At 67.0% G+C, this 16,266-nt stretch carries 14 protein-coding genes; 4 read left to right on the top strand and 10 right to left on the bottom strand.

Going from position 1 to position 16,266, the window contains the following annotated elements:
- Positions 1-152: 152 nt before the first annotated feature.
- From E4A48_RS21170 to E4A48_RS14140, 9 genes are all read right to left on the bottom strand, one after another.
- Positions 153-2,288 carry a hypothetical protein gene (locus E4A48_RS21170; RefSeq protein ID WP_260607955.1) on the bottom strand — a complete coding sequence of 712 codons (2,136 nt, stop codon included), beginning with the start codon at positions 2,286-2,288 and terminating at the stop codon, positions 153-155.
- A 334-nt stretch (positions 2,289-2,622) separates the two neighbouring features.
- On the bottom strand, positions 2,623-3,873 hold the full coding sequence (locus tag E4A48_RS14175) for a hypothetical protein (RefSeq protein ID WP_058195860.1): 1,251 nt from the start codon (positions 3,871-3,873) through the stop codon (positions 2,623-2,625).
- A 15-nt stretch (positions 3,874-3,888) separates the two neighbouring features.
- Positions 3,889-4,833 (bottom strand): NAD-dependent epimerase/dehydratase family protein, encoded by a 945-nt coding sequence (locus E4A48_RS14170; protein ID WP_142742642.1) that lies wholly within the window; start codon positions 4,831-4,833, stop codon positions 3,889-3,891.
- A 1-nt stretch (position 4,834) separates the two neighbouring features.
- A complete protein-coding gene (locus E4A48_RS14165) occupies positions 4,835-5,563 on the bottom strand; it encodes an SDR family oxidoreductase (protein WP_142742641.1) in 729 nt (242 codons plus the stop codon).
- Positions 5,564-5,565: 2 nt separating this feature from the next.
- A complete protein-coding gene (locus E4A48_RS14160; protein WP_142742640.1) occupies positions 5,566-6,873 on the bottom strand; it encodes an FAD-binding oxidoreductase in 1,308 nt (435 codons plus the stop codon).
- Entirely contained in the window at positions 6,873-8,261 is a 1,389-nt protein-coding gene (locus E4A48_RS14155) for a UbiA family prenyltransferase (protein WP_039007839.1), read from the bottom strand. Before E4A48_RS14155 ends, E4A48_RS14160 begins: the two co-directional genes overlap by 1 nt.
- Before the next feature lie 108 nt (positions 8,262-8,369).
- Positions 8,370-9,359, bottom strand: a complete 990-nt coding sequence (locus E4A48_RS14150; RefSeq protein WP_142742639.1) for a lysylphosphatidylglycerol synthase transmembrane domain-containing protein — start codon at positions 9,357-9,359, stop codon at positions 8,370-8,372.
- Positions 9,360-9,375: 16 nt separating this feature from the next.
- Entirely contained in the window at positions 9,376-10,317 is a 942-nt protein-coding gene (locus tag E4A48_RS14145; protein ID WP_142742638.1) for an electron transfer flavoprotein subunit alpha/FixB family protein, read from the bottom strand.
- Complete coding sequence (locus E4A48_RS14140) at positions 10,317-11,063, bottom strand: electron transfer flavoprotein subunit beta/FixA family protein (protein ID WP_039007834.1); 747 nt, start codon at positions 11,061-11,063, stop codon at positions 10,317-10,319. The genes E4A48_RS14145 and E4A48_RS14140 overlap by 1 nt, the downstream gene beginning before the upstream one ends.
- A gap of 238 nt (positions 11,064-11,301) precedes the next feature.
- Between E4A48_RS14140 and rfbB the strand changes: the two genes are divergently transcribed.
- Genes rfbB through rfbD form a run of 4 tightly spaced genes read left to right on the top strand, consistent with a single transcriptional unit; the run spans position 11,302 to position 14,767 of the window.
- On the top strand, positions 11,302-12,357 hold the full coding sequence (gene rfbB / locus E4A48_RS14135) for a dTDP-glucose 4,6-dehydratase (RefSeq protein ID WP_039007832.1): 1,056 nt from the start codon (positions 11,302-11,304) through the stop codon (positions 12,355-12,357).
- Positions 12,358-12,414: 57 nt separating this feature from the next.
- Positions 12,415-13,302, top strand: coding sequence for a glucose-1-phosphate thymidylyltransferase RfbA (gene rfbA, locus E4A48_RS14130; RefSeq protein WP_009575611.1), 888 nt, complete (start codon positions 12,415-12,417; stop codon positions 13,300-13,302).
- The gene (gene rfbC, locus E4A48_RS14125; RefSeq protein ID WP_142742637.1) at positions 13,299-13,856 is read left to right on the top strand and encodes a dTDP-4-dehydrorhamnose 3,5-epimerase; all 558 of its coding nucleotides are present in this window, start codon (positions 13,299-13,301) and stop codon (positions 13,854-13,856) included. The genes rfbA and rfbC overlap by 4 nt, the downstream gene beginning before the upstream one ends.
- The gene (gene rfbD / locus E4A48_RS14120) at positions 13,853-14,767 is read left to right on the top strand and encodes a dTDP-4-dehydrorhamnose reductase (RefSeq protein ID WP_039007828.1); all 915 of its coding nucleotides are present in this window, start codon (positions 13,853-13,855) and stop codon (positions 14,765-14,767) included. Before rfbC ends, rfbD begins: the two co-directional genes overlap by 4 nt.
- Positions 14,768-14,845: 78 nt before the next feature.
- Here rfbD and E4A48_RS14115 read toward each other — a convergent pair whose 3' ends face one another.
- The gene (locus E4A48_RS14115; RefSeq protein ID WP_039007826.1) at positions 14,846-16,249 is read right to left on the bottom strand and encodes a mannose-1-phosphate guanylyltransferase/mannose-6-phosphate isomerase; all 1,404 of its coding nucleotides are present in this window, start codon (positions 16,247-16,249) and stop codon (positions 14,846-14,848) included.
- Positions 16,250-16,266: the final 17 nt, after the last annotated feature.

Here is a 16,266-nt window from a genome sequence, read left to right as displayed (position 1 = left end):
AGGGCCAGGATCGGCGGTGCCGCTGCGCGCAGTCCAAACAGGCGCCAATCGCCCCACGCCACGGCAACCGGACGCAATCCCGGATTCGGCAAGACACCGGAACAGGCGATCGACATCGACTCAAGGGCGACGCGCGGCACCCAATGACCGCATCAACACCGACGCCGCTCGTCGTCCATCGCTTCCGCTGAAGCCAGCCTGCAGGCGGCGAGCAGGCCGCCGGTCAGTGCCAGCGTGGTGCCGAGATGGATCGCGGAGGATGCACCGTCGAAAGGCTTGTCGAAGGCGTAGGCGAGCGCAGCCACCGCGAGATTGAGCGCGACAACGGCGTATAGCGCCGGCGGGAAGCATCGAGCCAGCATGAGCAGGATCACCAGCATGCTCGCCAAGAAGCTGAAGTAGGCGCCTTGATGAATGACCGTCTGCCCAGGCTCGTAGATCACCAGGATCCAGAACAGGAAGGACAGTGCCGCCGCGAGCGCCAGGTCGGATGGAAACCGTAGCGGGCGCATGCTACGGCGCTTGACCAACGCGTAGGCAACGCAGGGCAGCAACCACAGCGGCGATGCGAACCACATCGAATACGCGCCGTAGAAAAAGCTGTTCTCCACGACGGTGGTGATCGCGGCCGGGCTGCGATTCCAGAACAGTGCCGCTACGTCGCCGAAAAAGCTGAAGCTGCCATGCATCAGGGTATTCAGGTTGGAGGCGCGCCCGGCGAGCCATGGCCACAAACCGAGATCGGCATAGGCCGCACGCAGCACGTGCAAGAACGAGTCCTGGGTGACCGGAATGTGCCCGGCGAAATGCCATTTCAGCAGTCGGTCGCCTGGTGGGTCGATGAGGCGCTGGTAGCCGACCCAAGGCAGGTAGGCCGCCACCGCGAGGGCGCCGGTCTTGAGCAGCACCGGCAACGCCTGGCTGCGTTTCAGCAACACGAAGGCGGCCGTGGATCCCACCAGGGCAAACAGCGCGCCGCCATGCGACAGCATGGCCAAGGCTGCCGCAAGCCCGGCCATCGACCAGCGCGCCGGCCTGGCGATGTTGGACGGCCCGAACAGGGCGATGTGGAAGATGGCGCAAAACGTCGCCGCGAAGAGCTTGGGCCAAACGAACAGGCCGTTGAGCAGCACCAGCGGGGAAAGCGCGAGCGCGAAGACGATCGCGGCCCGTTGCGAACGCCGCGGCAGCGTGCCGGCCAGGACCAGCAGCGGCACGAGTACCAGCGCTTGCGCCCACGTCGACAGGGCCTGATAGATCAGGCCGCCGTGCGGCAGCCAGGAATGGAAGAACAACAGGTACAGGCCCGATTGCAGCGGCGGCCGATCGCTGCTCAGCCAGTCGCCGATCATCGGCACGTCCAGGCGCCCGGCCGAAACCATGTCGGCGAAGGTGAGCGGCAGCCACGAGTCCATCGGCAGGTTGCGCCAACGATTGGCGGCGATCTGCCAGTCCTGCCCGTCCCATGAAAACGGATAGAGGCCGATCCACAGAATCAGCAATGCCAGCAGGAACGAGGGGAAAAACAACCGGTGCAGCGCGGCGGCGTCGGCAATCGGCGCCGGTCCCCGGCGCAGCCGCAGCGGCAACGCAAGCAGCGGCAGGGCGGCAGCGCCGTAGGCGATGATTCCGCCGAGAGTGGGAGATGCAATGTAGCCCGCAATGACGCACCCGGATGCCGCGCCGAGCGCCAGGAGCGCGCACAGCGCCCGCGCCGGCACCGTCCATGTTCGTGGCAGCAGCCAGCCGGCGAGGATCAGCCACAGATGCGCGGTCAGGATCGCCAACGCCATCGGCAGCGCATGGGTCGGCAGCGTCGTGGCCAGCCCGGCATGCTCCAAGCCCAGGCCTGCCCAGCCGAACGTGCCGGTGGCGTCGTCGACCAGCCGAAGGTAGAACGCGCGCGTCTGGGCCGCCTCGGGCAATTGCAGGGTGACCGGCTTCCAGCTGTCGCCGATGTTGTCCGTCTTCAAGGCCGAAGTGAAACTGCCATCGGTGGCGACCGCCAGCACGCGCACGCCCTCGGTCGCGGGATACCCGGCCATCATCACGGTGACGCGGCGCGTCCCGGCGGGGTATGCGGTTGTGCTGATCTGGCCGGTGGAAGCGTCGCCCTGGTCGCAATAGGTGATGCGTCCGTCGACGCTCGGCGCCTGCTTGAGATAGGGCGAGTGCTGCGGCGGGCAGCCACCGTCCTGCACGAAGTCCGGATGCGGCGACTGCTGGCATGCGAGCAGCGACATGCTCAGGATGACAATCGCATGCCATTTACGAAATAGGCGGAACATGGACGTTTCTTCGAAAAGTGAGCGAGTAGGCGCTCTGGCAAGGGGCGCGCGGATGCCGCCGCGCAGCGGGTGGAGCATTGGTTTTCCCGGTGGCATTCGTGGCGAGAGCGGAGCAGCCGGCGTGCATGCACCCGAAAATGGAATATACCGTCAATGCAAGTGATTTGGTACGCCGCGCCGTACGCCGCACACACCGGTATTGGCGCCTGCCCCCTGCCCCCTGCCAGCGCCGCTCAAATCCTTGTCGCTTTCTACCCATCGGATACCCATCCTCGCGCCTTGCCCATCATGAAAATGGCGCATGTGCGCCTTCTCCCTCCCACCAGGGCGGGCGTCATTGCTTCGGGGTGATGGTGGTTTCCCAGCCCGCCGGGTTGAGCTTGATGGTATGTGAGCCCGGCTGGTCGAGTTTGCGCAGTTCTGCGGCGGATCCGTAGTCGATAAAGCGTGGCCGCAGCATGTGGTCCTTGTTCAAAAGGCAGATAAACAGCAGCAATAGCAGCGTGCAGTTGGCGCCTTGCCGTTCGCTGCCAAGCAGGTCTTTCAAGCAGATGAAGACGGTCCACCAGAAGACGATCTTCAACGCGAAGAAATAACGGTCGCCGTGAAGCAGCGACAGCATCGGCTCGACGGTGAACTTGTGGGCTGCGGCGAAGACTTCCAGGATTGCGAAAGCAAGAACGAGAAACATGCCAATACGGGCTGCTGGGACGAGCTTGCTGAAAAACAGGATATATGACCCGACTGCTGTGTAACCGATCGGCCAGAACACCGGGCGAAGCGGGTTATAGCCCAGGATATGCAATGGAGCGGCTTGCCCGAGCGAGCCTACGATGAGGTGGGCGAGGGACGTGATCGGGGGATGGCTGGGCGCGGATGTGTACAGGAATGACAGTTGGATCACTGCACACGCCGCCACGACCGCCCATGCAGTGAAGTCGCGCTGTTCGAAGTATGCGGTGGCAATGGCGAGCGGGTTCGAGCGCCTGGTGACGCGCAGGGCGAGAAAGCCAAAGAAGCTCAGCGCCATCAGCGCAATGCAGATGATCGAGAAGGGGCCGGTCAACGCGGCGAGGGCAAGCACGCTCCTGAGCAGGTGTCTGCTGATCGGATTGCTGGCTTTCGGGGCGATGAAACAGTAGGTGATCAGTGGAAACTGCAGGAACCATTGAATGTTGGTGATCGTGCCGAACACCTCCCCATTCGTGGGAGTGAACAAGAACGCAGCCAGGACCAGATACGGCGGAATCAGCGGGCGCAGGTTCTTCGCGCAAATGAAGATCGACCCGGCGGCGACCGCGATCGCGCTGGCGTTATAGATCAGCGGCGTGTATGCCGCGCTGACGAGTGAGGCGAACCATGTCACCAGCCGCGGCGCGGCGTGCAGATAGCCTGCGTATGGGCTGAACAGCAGCAGTCCCCGCTGTTCCAGTTGGTCTTTCAAGAAAAGAACGGCGTCTTCCGCCCACAACTGCGGATGCGCCAGGGCATCATTGGATTTCAGGCAGACCAGCGCGAAAGCAAGCAAGAACAGGCCGAGATCGTATCTCCTCAAGTCGATCCGGTCGTCGCTGCGTGGGTTCATCGACGTCGGGTCTGTTCAGCGCTGCAGCACGATACGGCTATACCGCGGATCGGTGTAACTCTCACGGATCGCGTCCTCGAACGGCGTCTGGCGTACGCCGAATACCGCTTCGGTATCGATACCCTTGAAGTCGTCGCCGGCGCTGAGCGCTTTGAGCTGGTCGGCGGTGAACGGCGGCTTTGCGCTGAACAGCGAATACACGCGCAGCAGGAAGGCAAAGAACCCGATTGGGATATGCACGATGAGCGTACGCAGCTTCTTGACCCGCTTGATGGTCTTGATGATGTCCACGTAATCCACGCGTGTGTCGCCGACGATGTCGTAGACCTCGCGGTCGGGCTCGCGTTCGATGCATTTGGCGATGCAGCGGCAGAAGTCGCGTTCGTACAGCGGTTGGCGCATGAACCTGCCGTCGCCGGGAATCGGGAACACGGGGGTCTTGGCCATGAAGCGCGACAGCCAGCCCAGGTGCTTGGGATCGAACCAGCCGAACATCAGGGTCGGGCGCAGCACGCAGTGGCGCAGGCCGCTGGCCACTACCATCTGTTCCTGCGCGCGTTTGGTGTTGGTGTAGTCGTCCTTGGCCAGCGAGTTCACCACCGAGGAACTGATGTGGACCAAGTACGGCACCTTGGCCGCGCGGCAGGCGTCGAGCACGTGCGAGGTGGCCACCAGATTGTTGCGGGTGAACAACGCGGCGGTCTTGCCGGTGATCTGCGCGTGCAGTTGGGCGACGCAGGCGGCGCCTTCGAACTCGCGCGCCCAGTCGCCGGGTTCGGCCAGATCCGCGTGCACCACGCGCACCGCCGGGTGCAGCTCGCGCAGGATCTGCAGGTTGTGCGCGTGCTTGTCGATCGCCACCAGCTGGGTGTAACCCTGCTCCTCGAGTTCGACGATCAGGTTCTGTCCGACCAGCCCGGCGGCTCCGGTGATGACGATCTTGGCGTGTTTGTCGGTCATGTCAGAGCTTGATCCTGCGGAAAACGAACTCGGGGATGAACGTGATGATGAACATGATCGCCCACCAGAACCCCGGCAGGTAGGCGACGGCACGCCGCCGATCGACGGCGCGCACGATGCCCTGGGCGATCTGGTCTGGCTTGGCCCACAGTGCGCCCTTCTTGAAGGCGGCGGTCATCGGTGTGTCGACGAAGCCGGGCTTGATCGTGAGCACGTTGATCCCGGCCGGGCGCAGGCGCTGGCCGAGGCCGCTGAGATAGGCGCTGACCGCGGCCTTGGCGCTGCCGTACAGGTAGTTGCTGGCGCGGCCGCGGTCGCCGGCGACCGAGGAGATCACCGCCAGCGTCGCACCGGCCGCCAGGCGCGGCGCCAGCGCCGCGCACAGCGCGATCGTGGAGGTGCCGTTGGTGGCGAACTCGCGCAGCGACAGCGCGACCGAGGCGTCGCACGCGGCCTGGTCCGGCAGGGTGCCATGCGCGATCAGGACCACGTCCACGCCGCCGAGCGCCGACCATGCCGCGTCTAACACGGCGCCGTGCTGCGCGCCGTCGTTGACGTCGAGCACGCCGACGCTGCTCTTGGCGCCGCGCACGGACAGGTCTGCCGCGATCGCCTCCAGGCGTGCGGCCTGGCGGCCGAGCAGATGGATCGCCGCGCCGCGTGCGGCGTAGCGCCGGGCAGTGGCTTCGGCGATGGCCGAGGTGGCACCGATGATGAGGACGCGTTGCATGGTTACTCCGTGACCCGGCGCCAGAAGCCGGAAGAAAAACGTGGGTCGAGATAATCGGCGAATTCCTGCCAGCGGCCGTAGGCGCGCTGGAACGAGGTCGCGGCCATGCGCGCATCCTTGGCAGGGTACAGAGCGCCGCCGGCCGCGTCGACGATGCGGTCCAGCCGCTCCAGCAGCCGGAAGACGTCCGGCCCGCTATTGGGGAAATCCAGCGCCAGGGTGGTGCCCGGGCGCGGAAACGACAGCATGCCCAGCGAGCGCGCGGCGCCGAATTCCTTCAGCACCGCCAGGAACGAGCCGCTGCCGCTGCGCGCGATCTCCGCCAGCAACGCGTCGATGCCGTCGCGCGAGGCGGCCGGCGGCAGTACGCACTGGTACTGCAGGAAACCGGCCGGGCCGTACATCCGATTCCAGTTGCGGATGCCGTCCAGCGGATAGAAGAACGGCAGCAAGTGGCTGACCGCGCGCTTTCGCGGTGCAGGCTGGCGCCAGAAGTACAGCGCGTTGAACGGCCGCAGCGACAGCTGGTTGACCAGCGAGAATGGGGGCGTCAGCGGCATCGGCAGGCCTGCGCCCGGGGGTTTGGGCCGTTCTTCCGGCAGGCCGGGGCAATGGTCGGCGCGGGTGAAGTGGCCGCGGCCGCGCGCGCGGCCGCTGGCCAGGCAGTCGATCCAGGCGACGCTGTATTCGTGGCTGTCGGCGGAGGCGGCCGACAAGGCGAAGAACTCGTCGAGTGAGCCGAAACGGATGTTCTCCGTTTCCAGCGCGGCGCTCGCGACCCGGCGCAACTGGAGCTGCGCCCAGGTGATCAGGCCGGTCAATCCGAGGCCGCCGACGGTGGCCGCGAACCAGCCTTCGGCGTCGTCGTCGGGGCTGCACACGTGGCGCGTGCCGTCGCTGCGCAGCAGCTCGAAGGCGCGCACATGGTGGCCAAAGCTGCCGGTGCGGTGGTGATTCTTGCCGTGCACGTCGTTGGCGATGGCGCCGGCCACGGTCACGTAGCGGGTGCCCGGGGTCACCGGCAGGAACCAGCCCTGCGGCAAGGCCAGGTCGATGATCTCGGCCAGGGTGACCCCGGCTTCGCAGCGCAGCAGGCCGGTCGCCGGATCGAATGCGATGAACCGGTCCAGGCTGCGCGTGCACAGCAAGCTGCCGTCCGGGTCCAGGCAGCTGTCGCCATAGCTGCGGCCGTTGCCGCGCGGCAGCGCATGGCCGTCGAATGCCGGCAGGTTCGCCGCGCGGTCGGTGACAGGCAGCAAGGCTTGCGTCGCCTTCGGATAGCGCCCCCAGGATTGCCCCGCGTCCGCCATCAGATCGCGCTCAGCGCGAACAGCCCGCACAGCACCACCACCACCTGGCTGACCCGGTCGGTGGCGGCGAACACGATCGGGTCGTCGTGCATGTCGCCGCGGTGCGCGATCACCCAGACCCGGCTCACCCAGTACAGCAGGACCGGGCACACCAGCCACAGCACTTTCGGGTGGCGGTACAGTTCCACGCTCTCCGGGCTGTTGATGTACAGCGCCATCACCAGCACCGCGATGTAGCCGGCCGCCGCGCCCATCGATTGCAGCAGCGACAGGTCCTCCACCGAGTAGGCGCGCCCGCTGGCCCTGGTCTTGCCGCTGCTGAGCATCGCGTGCAACTCGGTGTAGCGCTTGAGCAGCGCCAGCGACAGGAAGATGAACATCGAGAACGCCAGCAGCCAGAACGACAACTCGATGCCGATCGCCATCGCGCCGCCGATGATGCGCACCGTGTACAGCGCCGCCAGCAACACCACATCGATCATCACGATCCGTTTCAGGCGCAGCGAGTACGCCAGCGTCATCACGTAATAGGCCAGCAGCACCAGGGTGAATTCCAGGTTGCAGGCCAGCGACAGCGCGAGCCCGGCCACGGTCAGCGCCGGCGCGGCGAACAGGCCGTGCAGCAGGGGAAGACTGCCGGCGGCGAACGGACGCTTGCGCTTGCGCGGGTGCTGCCGGTCCGGGGTGAGATCGAGTAAATCGTTCAGCACGTACACGCCGGAGGCGCACAAGCCGAACGCGATCAGCGCGATCGCCGCCTGCAGCACCGACTCCGGATCCAGGAAGCGATGCGCGGTCAGCAGCGGGACGAACACCAGCAGGTTCTTCAGCCACTGGTGCAGCCGCAACGCCTTCAGCCAGGCGCGGGCGCGCGGCGGCGCGGGCCAATGCGCGTGCACCGTGGTGCGCTGTGCGGCGGCCTTGCTGAGCGCGCTGCCATTGTTGACGACCCAGGCGCCGCCGGCTTTCTCCCACACGTGCAGATCCACGCTGCCGTTGCCGGCGTAGTCGAAATTGCCGGCACCGAACGCTTCGACCAGGACATCGGCCTTGTTGCGCCCGGAGAGATTGCGTTTGCCGTCGCTGGCGATCACCTGCTCGAACAGGCCCAGATACTCCGCGATCGGCGTCACCAGCAAGGCATCGGAGGCGGTGCACAGCACGCGCGGACGCTGCGTGGTGGTACGCAGCAGTTCCAGCACTTGCTCGTTGTAGGGCAAGGTCTCGGCCGGCAAGGTGACGCGCGAAGCCAGTTCGCGCTTCAGCGCCGCTTTGCCGCGCAGCAACCACAGCGGCAGCAGGAACAGGTACAGCGGATTGCGTGCCAGCAGCGCCAGCACCGACTCGTAGAGAATGTCCGAGTTCAGCAGGGTGCCATCCAGATCCACGCACAGGGCGCGCCCCGGAACTGCCGGACGGTGGGGCGTTGGACTGGAGGGGACGGGCATTCTCTGGCCTGGCGGTCCATTGCGGGGCCGCGATTATACCTATATGAATCAGACGGCCTTGTCGTGAGGCAGCAACTCGGCCCGGATCATCGCCAGCGCGCCGACCACAATGGCGTACCACAGCGTGACCAAGCGCGCCGCCACCGCCACGGCGATCGCGTCGGCGGTGGCGACGCCGAGGCGGTCGAGCATCATCACGATCGCCAGTTCGGTGGTGCCGACGCCGCCGGGCACGAAGGACAGCGCGCCGACCAGCATCGCCAGCGGGTAGATGCCGAACGCCACGATGGGATCCAGCTGCAGGCCCATCCCCAGGCACAGAACCACGAACACCAGGGAGGTCAGGCCCCAGGCCAGCACCCCGGCGAACATACTTTGTCCGAACTGGCGCACACCGAGGCAGCCGCGCAGTTCCAGCGCCGCGGCCAGCGCGAACTGCGCCGGGCGCTGCAGCCAGCGGCCGGGAATCCACCGCGCCAGCGCGGTCAGCCGATCCAGCAACGGCGGCCAGGCGGCCGCGCCGAACAACAGGCCAACGAAGGCCAGGACCACTGCCGCAAGCACGCCCAGCGTGGGAAAGACCGGAGCGGCCAGCAGCGACAGCGCCAGGATCACCAGCAGGTCGGAGGCGCGCTCGAACACGAACACGGCGATGGTGCGCCGCGCCGGTACGCCCATGCGGACGAAATAGCGGATACGCAGCAATTCGCCGGCTTTGCCCGGCGTTGCGGTCAACGCGAAGCCGGCCAGGTAGCCGGCCAGTCCGGTGCCGAACGGGACTGGATGGCCGTAGCGCTGCAGCAGCCAGCGCCAGCGCCAGTAGCGGAACAGGTAGCTGGCGCTGACCGGCAGCGTGGCCAGCGCCATCAGCTGGCCGACCTCGCTCAAGCGCGAGAACGTCCCGTTGCCGCGGTCCACCCAGAACAGCGTGGCCACATAGCCCGCGCACAACAGCAGCACGAACCTGGCCAGATGGTCCATGCGCCGCCGCCGCGGCATCGGCATGCCGTCGGCGCCGGAGGGCGGCAGCGAGGTCATTGGAGCCGCATCGGCGTCAACCCAGTGCCGTTTCCAGTTCCGGGAGCAAGGTGAACAAGTCACCCACCAGCCCGATGTCGGCGATCTCGAAGATCGGCGATTCCGGGTCCTTGTTGATCGCCACGATGGTGCCGGCGTCCTTGATCCCGGTCAGGTGCTGGATCGCGCCGGAGATGCCGACCGCCACGTACAGGTCCGGGGCGATGATCTTGCCGGTCTGGCCGACCTGCAGTTCGTTGGGCACGTAGCCGGCATCCACTGCCGCGCGCGAGGCGCCGACCGCGGCGCCGAGCTTGTCGGCCAGCGCGTAGATGATCTGGAAATTCTCCGCCGAACCCACGCCGCGGCCGCCGGAGACCACACGCTTGGCGCTCTGCAGGTCGGGGCGGTCGGAGCTGCCGGCGGCCAGGCCGACGAAGCGGGTGTGAGTGGGCAGCGTGGCGCTCACGCTGGCCGCTTCGATCGCCGCGCTGCCGCCTTGCGCCGCTTCCGGCCACGAGGCGCTGCGCACGGTGGCGACCACGGTCTGGTCGGCGGGCGCCTGCACGCTGATGATCGCGTTGCCGGCGTAGATCGGTCGCTTGAATGCGTAGTCGCCATCGACCGCCATCAGGTCGGAGATCTGGTTGACCCCGAGCAGCGCGGCGACCACCGGCATCAGGTCCTTGCCGAAGGTGGTGGAGGGGCCGAACACGTGGCTGTAGCCCTGCGCCAGCTGCGCGATCTGCGGCCCCAGCACCTGCGCGATGGCGTATGCGTTGGCCGTGTCGGCCACGGTGAGCACGCGGCGCACGCCGGCGATCTGCGCGGCCTGCGCGGCGACCGCGGCCGGGTCGGCGGCCAGCACCACGATGTCGATGGCTTCCGGCGACAGCGCCTGCGCGGCGCTGACGGTCTTGGCGGTGGCCGCGTTGAGCTGGCTGTTCAGGTGTTCGGCGACGACGAGGATCTTGGCCATTACAACAACCCCTTCTGCTTGAGTGCGGCCACCAGTTCGGCGGCGTCCTTGACCATCACGCCGCGGCTGCGCTTGGGCGGCGGGGCGTAGTGGGTGGTGATGAGGCTGTCGTTGGACTCCACACCCAGGTCGGCGAAGGCCAGGGTCTGCAGCGGCTTGCTCTTGGCTTTCATGATGTCCGGCAGCTTGATGAAGCGCGGCTCGTTCAGGCGCAGGTCGGTGGTGACCACCGCCGGCAGGTCCACTTCCAGCGTTTCCAGGCCGGCGTCGACCTCGCGGGTCACCGTGGCCTTGCCGTCGGCGACCACCAGCTTGCCGGCGAAGGTCGCCTGCGGGCGGCCCCACAGCGTGGCCAGCATCTGCCCGGTCTGGTTGGCGTCGTCGTCGATCGCCTGCTTGCCCAGGAGTACCAGGTCCGGCTGCTCCTGCTCGACCAGCTTGAGCAGCGCGCGGGCCGCGGTCAGCGGCTGGATCGCGGCATCGGTGACGACGTGGATGGCGCGGTTGGCGCCCATCGCCAGGCCGTTGCGCAGGTGCGCGGCGGCATCGGCCGGGGCCAGGGTGACCACCACCACCTCGCTGGCGATGCCGGCATCGCGCAGGCGCAGCGCCTCTTCCAGGGCGATTTCGTCGAACGGGTTGGGGGAAAGCTTGACGCCCTCGGTCACGACGCCGGAGCCGTCCGGCTTGACCTGGATGCGGACGTTGTAGTCCACCACGCGCTTGTAGGCGACGAGGATTTTCATCTTGTACGAGATCCTTGAGCAGTGCGGGGGGAAGCCCGGCGCGGCGGCTGGCACGGGGCAGTCGGTGGATTCTAACCGGCGGCGGCTGGCCATGCGATGGCGTATGGTGATCGTCGGCGGTGGTTGCCTCAGTCTGAACCCGGCACAGCAGGCGCAGGCGACCATCCCGGGCAAAGCGTATATGCTTTTCGGTTTGGACAGCGGAGCGCGTCGCAGCGCCCGATCAGGAGACGTCATAGTGGCTACTTGGCTTGTAACCGGCGGCGCCGGGTTCATCGGCGGCAATTTCGTGCTGGAGGCGGTGTCGCGCGGCGTGCGCGTGATCAATCTGGACGCCTTGACCTATGCCGGCAATCTGAACACGTTGGCGTCGCTGGAGGGCAATCCCGATCACGTCTTCGTGCAGGGCGATATCGGCGACCGCGCGCTGGTCGCGCAGCTGCTGCGCGAGCACCAGCCCGACGCCGTGCTGAACTTCGCCGCCGAGAGCCATGTGGACCGCTCGATCGACGGCCCCGGCGCCTTCATCCAGACCAACGTGGTTGGCACCCTGGGCCTGCTGGAAGCGGTGCGCGACCATTGGAAGGCGCTGCCGGAAGGGCCGCGCGCCGCGTTCCGGTTCCTGCACGTTTCCACCGACGAGGTCTACGGCACGCTCGGCGAGACCGGCAAGTTCTCCGAAACCACGCCGTACGCGCCCAATTCACCGTACTCGGCCTCCAAGGCCGCCTCCGACCACCTGGTGCGCGCGTTCCACCACACCTACGGCCTGCCGGTGCTGACCACCAATTGCTCCAACAACTACGGCCCGTACCACTTCCCCGAAAAGCTGGTGCCGCTGGTGATCGCCAAGGCGCTGGCCGGCGAACCGCTGCCGGTCTACGGCGACGGCAAGCAGGTGCGCGACTGGCTGTTCGTCGGCGACCATTGCGAGGCGATCCGTGCTGTGCTGGCCAAGGGCCGGGTCGGCGAAACCTACAACGTCGGCGGCAATTCCGAAAAGCAGAACATCGAGGTAGTGCAGGCGATCTGCGCGCTGCTCGATGCGCGCCGCCCGCGCGCCGACGGCCAGCCCCGCGCCAGCCAGATCACCCATGTCGCCGACCGCCCCGGCCACGACCGGCGCTATGCGATCGATGCATCCAAGCTGAAGCACGAACTGGGCTGGGAGCCGAAATACAGCTTCGAGCAGGGCATTGCCATCACCGTGGACTGGTACCTGGCCAACCAGGCCTGGGTGCAGGGCGTGCTCGACGGCAGCTACCGGCTGGAACGCATCGGCACGGCGGCATAACGCGAGTCCCTCGCAAGAGCCCGCACATCGATGTGCGGACTTCCTAGGAAGCACTTCATGACGCAACGCAAAGGCATCATCCTGGCCGGCGGCTCCGGCACCCGGCTGTATCCGATCACCAAGGGCGTCAGCAAGCAGTTGCTGCCGGTGTACGACAAGCCGATGATCTATTACCCGCTCAGCGTGCTGATGCTGGCCGGCATCCGCGAGGTGCTGATCATCAACACCCCGCACGAGCAGGCCTTGTTCCGCGCGCTGCTGGGCGACGGCTCGCAGTGGGGCATGCAGCTCGAATACGCGGTGCAGCCGAGCCCGGACGGACTGGCGCAGGCCTACCTGATCGGCCGCGATTTCATCGACGGCAAGCCGAGCTGTCTGGTGCTCGGCGACAACATCTTCCACGGTCACGGCCTGACCGAGACCCTGCGCCGCGCCGACGCGCGGCAGCACGGCGCCACCGTGTTCGGCTACTGGGTCAACGACCCGGAGCGCTATGGCGTGGCCGAGTTCGACCAGGCCGGCAAGGTCATCGACATCGCCGAAAAGCCGGCGCAGCCGCGCTCCAACTACGCGGTCACCGGCCTGTACTTCTACGACGGCCAGGCCAGCGAGCACGCGGCTGCGTTGACCCCCTCGCCACGCGGGGAGCTGGAAATCACCGATCTCAACCGCCGTTACCTGGACGCGGGCGAACTGCACCTGGAACCGCTGGGCCGCGGCTACGCCTGGCTGGATACCGGCACCCACCAGTCGCTGCACGAGGCTTCCAACTTCATCGAGACCATCCAGTCGCGACAGGGGCTGCAGGTGTGCTGCCCCGAGGAGATCGCATTCGGCCAGGGCTGGATCGATGCCGCGCAGCTGGAGAAACTCGCCGCGCCGCTGTTGAAGAACGACTACGGCAAATATCTGCATGAACTGGCTGTCCGAGGAACCGTTCCGTGAAAGTGATTGAAACCAATCTGCCTGGCTGCGTGGTGATCGAGCCGGCGGTGTTCGGCGACGAACGCGGCTATTTCTTCGAGACCTGGAACGCCGAGCGTTTCGGCCAGCACGGGCTGCCGACCAACTTCGTGCAGAGCAACGTCTCGACCTCGGCCAAGGGCGTGCTGCGCGGGCTGCATTACCAATGGCCGCGCCCGCAGGGCAAGCTGGTCAGCGTGCTGGAAGGCGAGGTCTACGACGTCGCCGTGGACATCCGCCTCGGCTCGCCGCAGTTCGGCCGATGGGCGGCGGTGGTGCTCAGCGCGGAGAACAAGAAACAGTTCTGGATCCCGGAAGGTTTCGCCCATGGCTTCGCGGTGCTGTCCGAGCGTGCGGTGTTCAGCTATCTATGCACCGACGTATACGTGAAGGAAGCCGACGCCGGCGTGCGCTGGGACGACGCGGCGATCGGCGTGGACTGGCCGATCAGCCAGCCGCTGCTGTCGGCCAAGGATGCGGTGGCCCCGTTCCTGGCCGACATCGCGGCCGAGCGTTTGCCGGTGTACGCGCCGTGACCACACTGGTGTTTGGTGCCAACGGCCAGGTCGGCCAGGAGCTGCTGCGCGCGCTGGGCGCATGCGGGCCGTTGCTGGCGACCACGCGCAGTGGACGCCTGCCCGACGGCAGCGCCTGCGAGACCGCCGACTTCGACCAGCCGCACACGCTGGGCGCCTTGCTGGATCGGCTGCAGCCGAGCGCCGTGGTCAATGCGGCGGCCTATACCGCGGTGGATCGCGCCGAACAGGAGCGCGACGCGGCCTTGCGCGCCAACGCCGAGGCGCCCGCGGCGATCGCCGGCTGGTGTGCGGCGCATGGCGTGCCGATGGTGCATTACTCCACTGACTACGTGTTCGATGGCCAGGGCAGCCGCCCATATCCGGAGGACGCGCGGACCGCGCCGCTCGGCGCATATGGCGCGACCAAGCTCGCCGGCGAAGCCGCGATCCGCGCTTCCGGCGCGCAGCACCTGATCTTGCGTACCGCCTGGGTCTACGCCGCGCATGGCAGCAACTTCCTGCGCACCATGCTGCGCGTCGGCGCCGAGCGCGACGAACTGCGCGTAGTCGCCGATCAGCTGGGCACGCCGACGCCGGCAGGGTTGATCGCCGATGTCACCGCGCAAGTCCTCGCGCAGCGCACTGCCGCGCAATCGGGGACCTGGCACCTGACCGCCGCCGGCGAGACCACCTGGCACGGCTTCGCCGAGGCGATCTTCGAAGAAGCGCTCGCTGCGGGCCTGCTGGCGCGCGCGCCGCGCGTGCTGCCGATCGCCACGGCCGAATATCCGACCCCGGCCAAGCGCCCGGCGTATTCGCGGCTGGACGTGTCCAGGCTGCAACGCGATTTTTCGCTGGTGCTGCCGGAATGGCGCGATGGCCTGCGCCGGGTGATCGGCGAACTGGCTGCGCAAGCGAAGCTTGTGTAAGGCACCGCGCGCGGGTTGAAGCAGAAACAAAAAAAGCCGGGCATCGCCCGGCTTTTTTCTTTTTCGCTGCAGCAGGACTCAAGTGCGTCCGTAGGTGTCCTCGAAGCGCACGATGTCGTCCTCGCCCAGATAGCTGCCGGACTGCACCTCGATCAGTTCCAGCGGCAACTTGCCCGGGTTCTTCAGGCGATGGGTCACGCCCAGCGGGATGTAGGTGCTCTGGTTCTCGGTGAGCAGCAGCACTTCCTCGCCACGGGTGACCTCGGCGGTACCGCTGACCACGATCCAGTGCTCGGCGCGGTGATGATGCATCTGCAGGCTCAGCGTGGCGCCGGGCTTGACCGTGATGCGCTTGACCTGGAAACGCTGGCCGTTGTCGATCGAATCGTAGGCACCCCACGGGCGGTACACCTTGCGGTGCCAGGTGGCCTCGGAGCGGCCGCTGGCCTTGATCCTGGCCACGATCTCCTTGACCTCCTGGATGCGCTCGCGGTGACCGACCAGCACCGCGTCGTCGGTCTCCACCACCACCACGTCCTGCAGCCCGACCATCGCGATCAGCCGCGAACCGTAGGCGTAGGTGTTGCGGCAATCGATCTCTATCACGTCGCCATGGTGCGCATTGCCCTGCGCGTCCTGCGGCGAGACTTCGAGCAAGGCCGACCAGGAACCGACGTCGTTCCAGCCGGCGTCGAGCGGCACCACCACCGCATCGGCGGTTTTCTCCATCACCGCGTAGTCGATCGAATCCGACGGGCTGGCAGCGAAGGCGTCCTTGTCCAGCCGGGTGAAGTCGGCGTCGCGCTTGGACGCTTCCCAGGCCTTGCTGCAGGCGTCGGCGATCGCCGGCTGGAAGCGGCGCAGTTCTTCCAGGTAGCGCGAGGCGCGGAACAGGAACATGCCGCTGTTCCAGTAGTACTCGCCCGAAGCAAGATAGCCCTGCGCGGTGGCCAGGTCCGGCTTCTCGACGAAGCGCTCGACCGCACTGACGCCGCTGCCGGCGCCGGCCTTGATGTAGCCGTAGCCGGTTTCCGGCGCAGTCGGCCGGATCCCGAAGGTGACCAGCTTGCCTTGCTCGGCGGCCGCCGCGGCCGCGCGCACGGCGGCCTGGAATGCCGCTTCGTCGCCGATCACGTGATCGGAGGGCAGGACCAGCAACAGCGGATCGGCGCCGTTGCGGGTGGCCTCCAGCGCCGCCACGGCGATGGCCGGAGCGGTATTGCGGCCCTTGGGCTCGAGCAGGATCGACTGTGGCTTGACGCCGATCTGCTGCAATTGCTCGGCGGCGACGAAGCGGTGCTCTTCGTTGGCGACCACGATCGGCGCATGCCCGGCGACCGGCGCCGCACGCAGCCAGGTGGCCTGCAGCATGCTGTGCTCGCCGACCAGCGGCAGGAACTGTTTCGGATAGGACTCGCGCGACAGCGGCCAGAGCCGCGTACCGGAGCCGCCGGACAGGATGATGGGTAGGACGTCGCTCATGGGCGGGGGAACTCCAT

Source organism: Xanthomonas translucens pv. cerealis, assembly GCF_006838285.1.
GTDB classification, from domain to species: domain Bacteria; phylum Pseudomonadota; class Gammaproteobacteria; order Xanthomonadales; family Xanthomonadaceae; genus Xanthomonas_A; species Xanthomonas_A cerealis.
Note: the sequence above shows the minus strand (reverse complement) of the source record. Positions and strands in the feature narration are given on the sequence as shown.

What these genes read in the sequence shown, in the direction of transcription:
- E4A48_RS21170 (WP_260607955.1), bottom strand. Translation starts at nt 2,288, where the DNA reads ATGTTCCGCCTATTTCGTAAATGGCATGCGATTGTCATCCTGAGCATG.
- E4A48_RS14175 (WP_058195860.1), bottom strand. Translation starts at nt 3,873, where the DNA reads ATGAACCCACGCAGCGACGACCGGATCGACTTGAGGAGATACGATCTC.
- E4A48_RS14170 (WP_142742642.1), bottom strand. Translation starts at nt 4,833, where the DNA reads ATGACCGACAAACACGCCAAGATCGTCATCACCGGAGCCGCCGGGCTG.
- E4A48_RS14165 (WP_142742641.1), bottom strand. Translation starts at nt 5,563, where the DNA reads ATGCAACGCGTCCTCATCATCGGTGCCACCTCGGCCATCGCCGAAGCC.
- E4A48_RS14160 (WP_142742640.1), bottom strand. Translation starts at nt 6,873, where the DNA reads ATGGCGGACGCGGGGCAATCCTGGGGGCGCTATCCGAAGGCGACGCAA.
- E4A48_RS14150 (WP_142742639.1), bottom strand. Translation starts at nt 9,359, where the DNA reads ATGACCTCGCTGCCGCCCTCCGGCGCCGACGGCATGCCGATGCCGCGG.
- E4A48_RS14145 (WP_142742638.1), bottom strand. Translation starts at nt 10,317, where the DNA reads ATGGCCAAGATCCTCGTCGTCGCCGAACACCTGAACAGCCAGCTCAAC.
- E4A48_RS14140 (WP_039007834.1), bottom strand. Translation starts at nt 11,063, where the DNA reads ATGAAAATCCTCGTCGCCTACAAGCGCGTGGTGGACTACAACGTCCGC.
- rfbA (WP_009575611.1), top strand. Translation starts at nt 12,415, where the DNA reads ATGACGCAACGCAAAGGCATCATCCTGGCCGGCGGCTCCGGCACCCGG.
- E4A48_RS14115 (WP_039007826.1), bottom strand. Translation starts at nt 16,249, where the DNA reads ATGAGCGACGTCCTACCCATCATCCTGTCCGGCGGCTCCGGTACGCGG.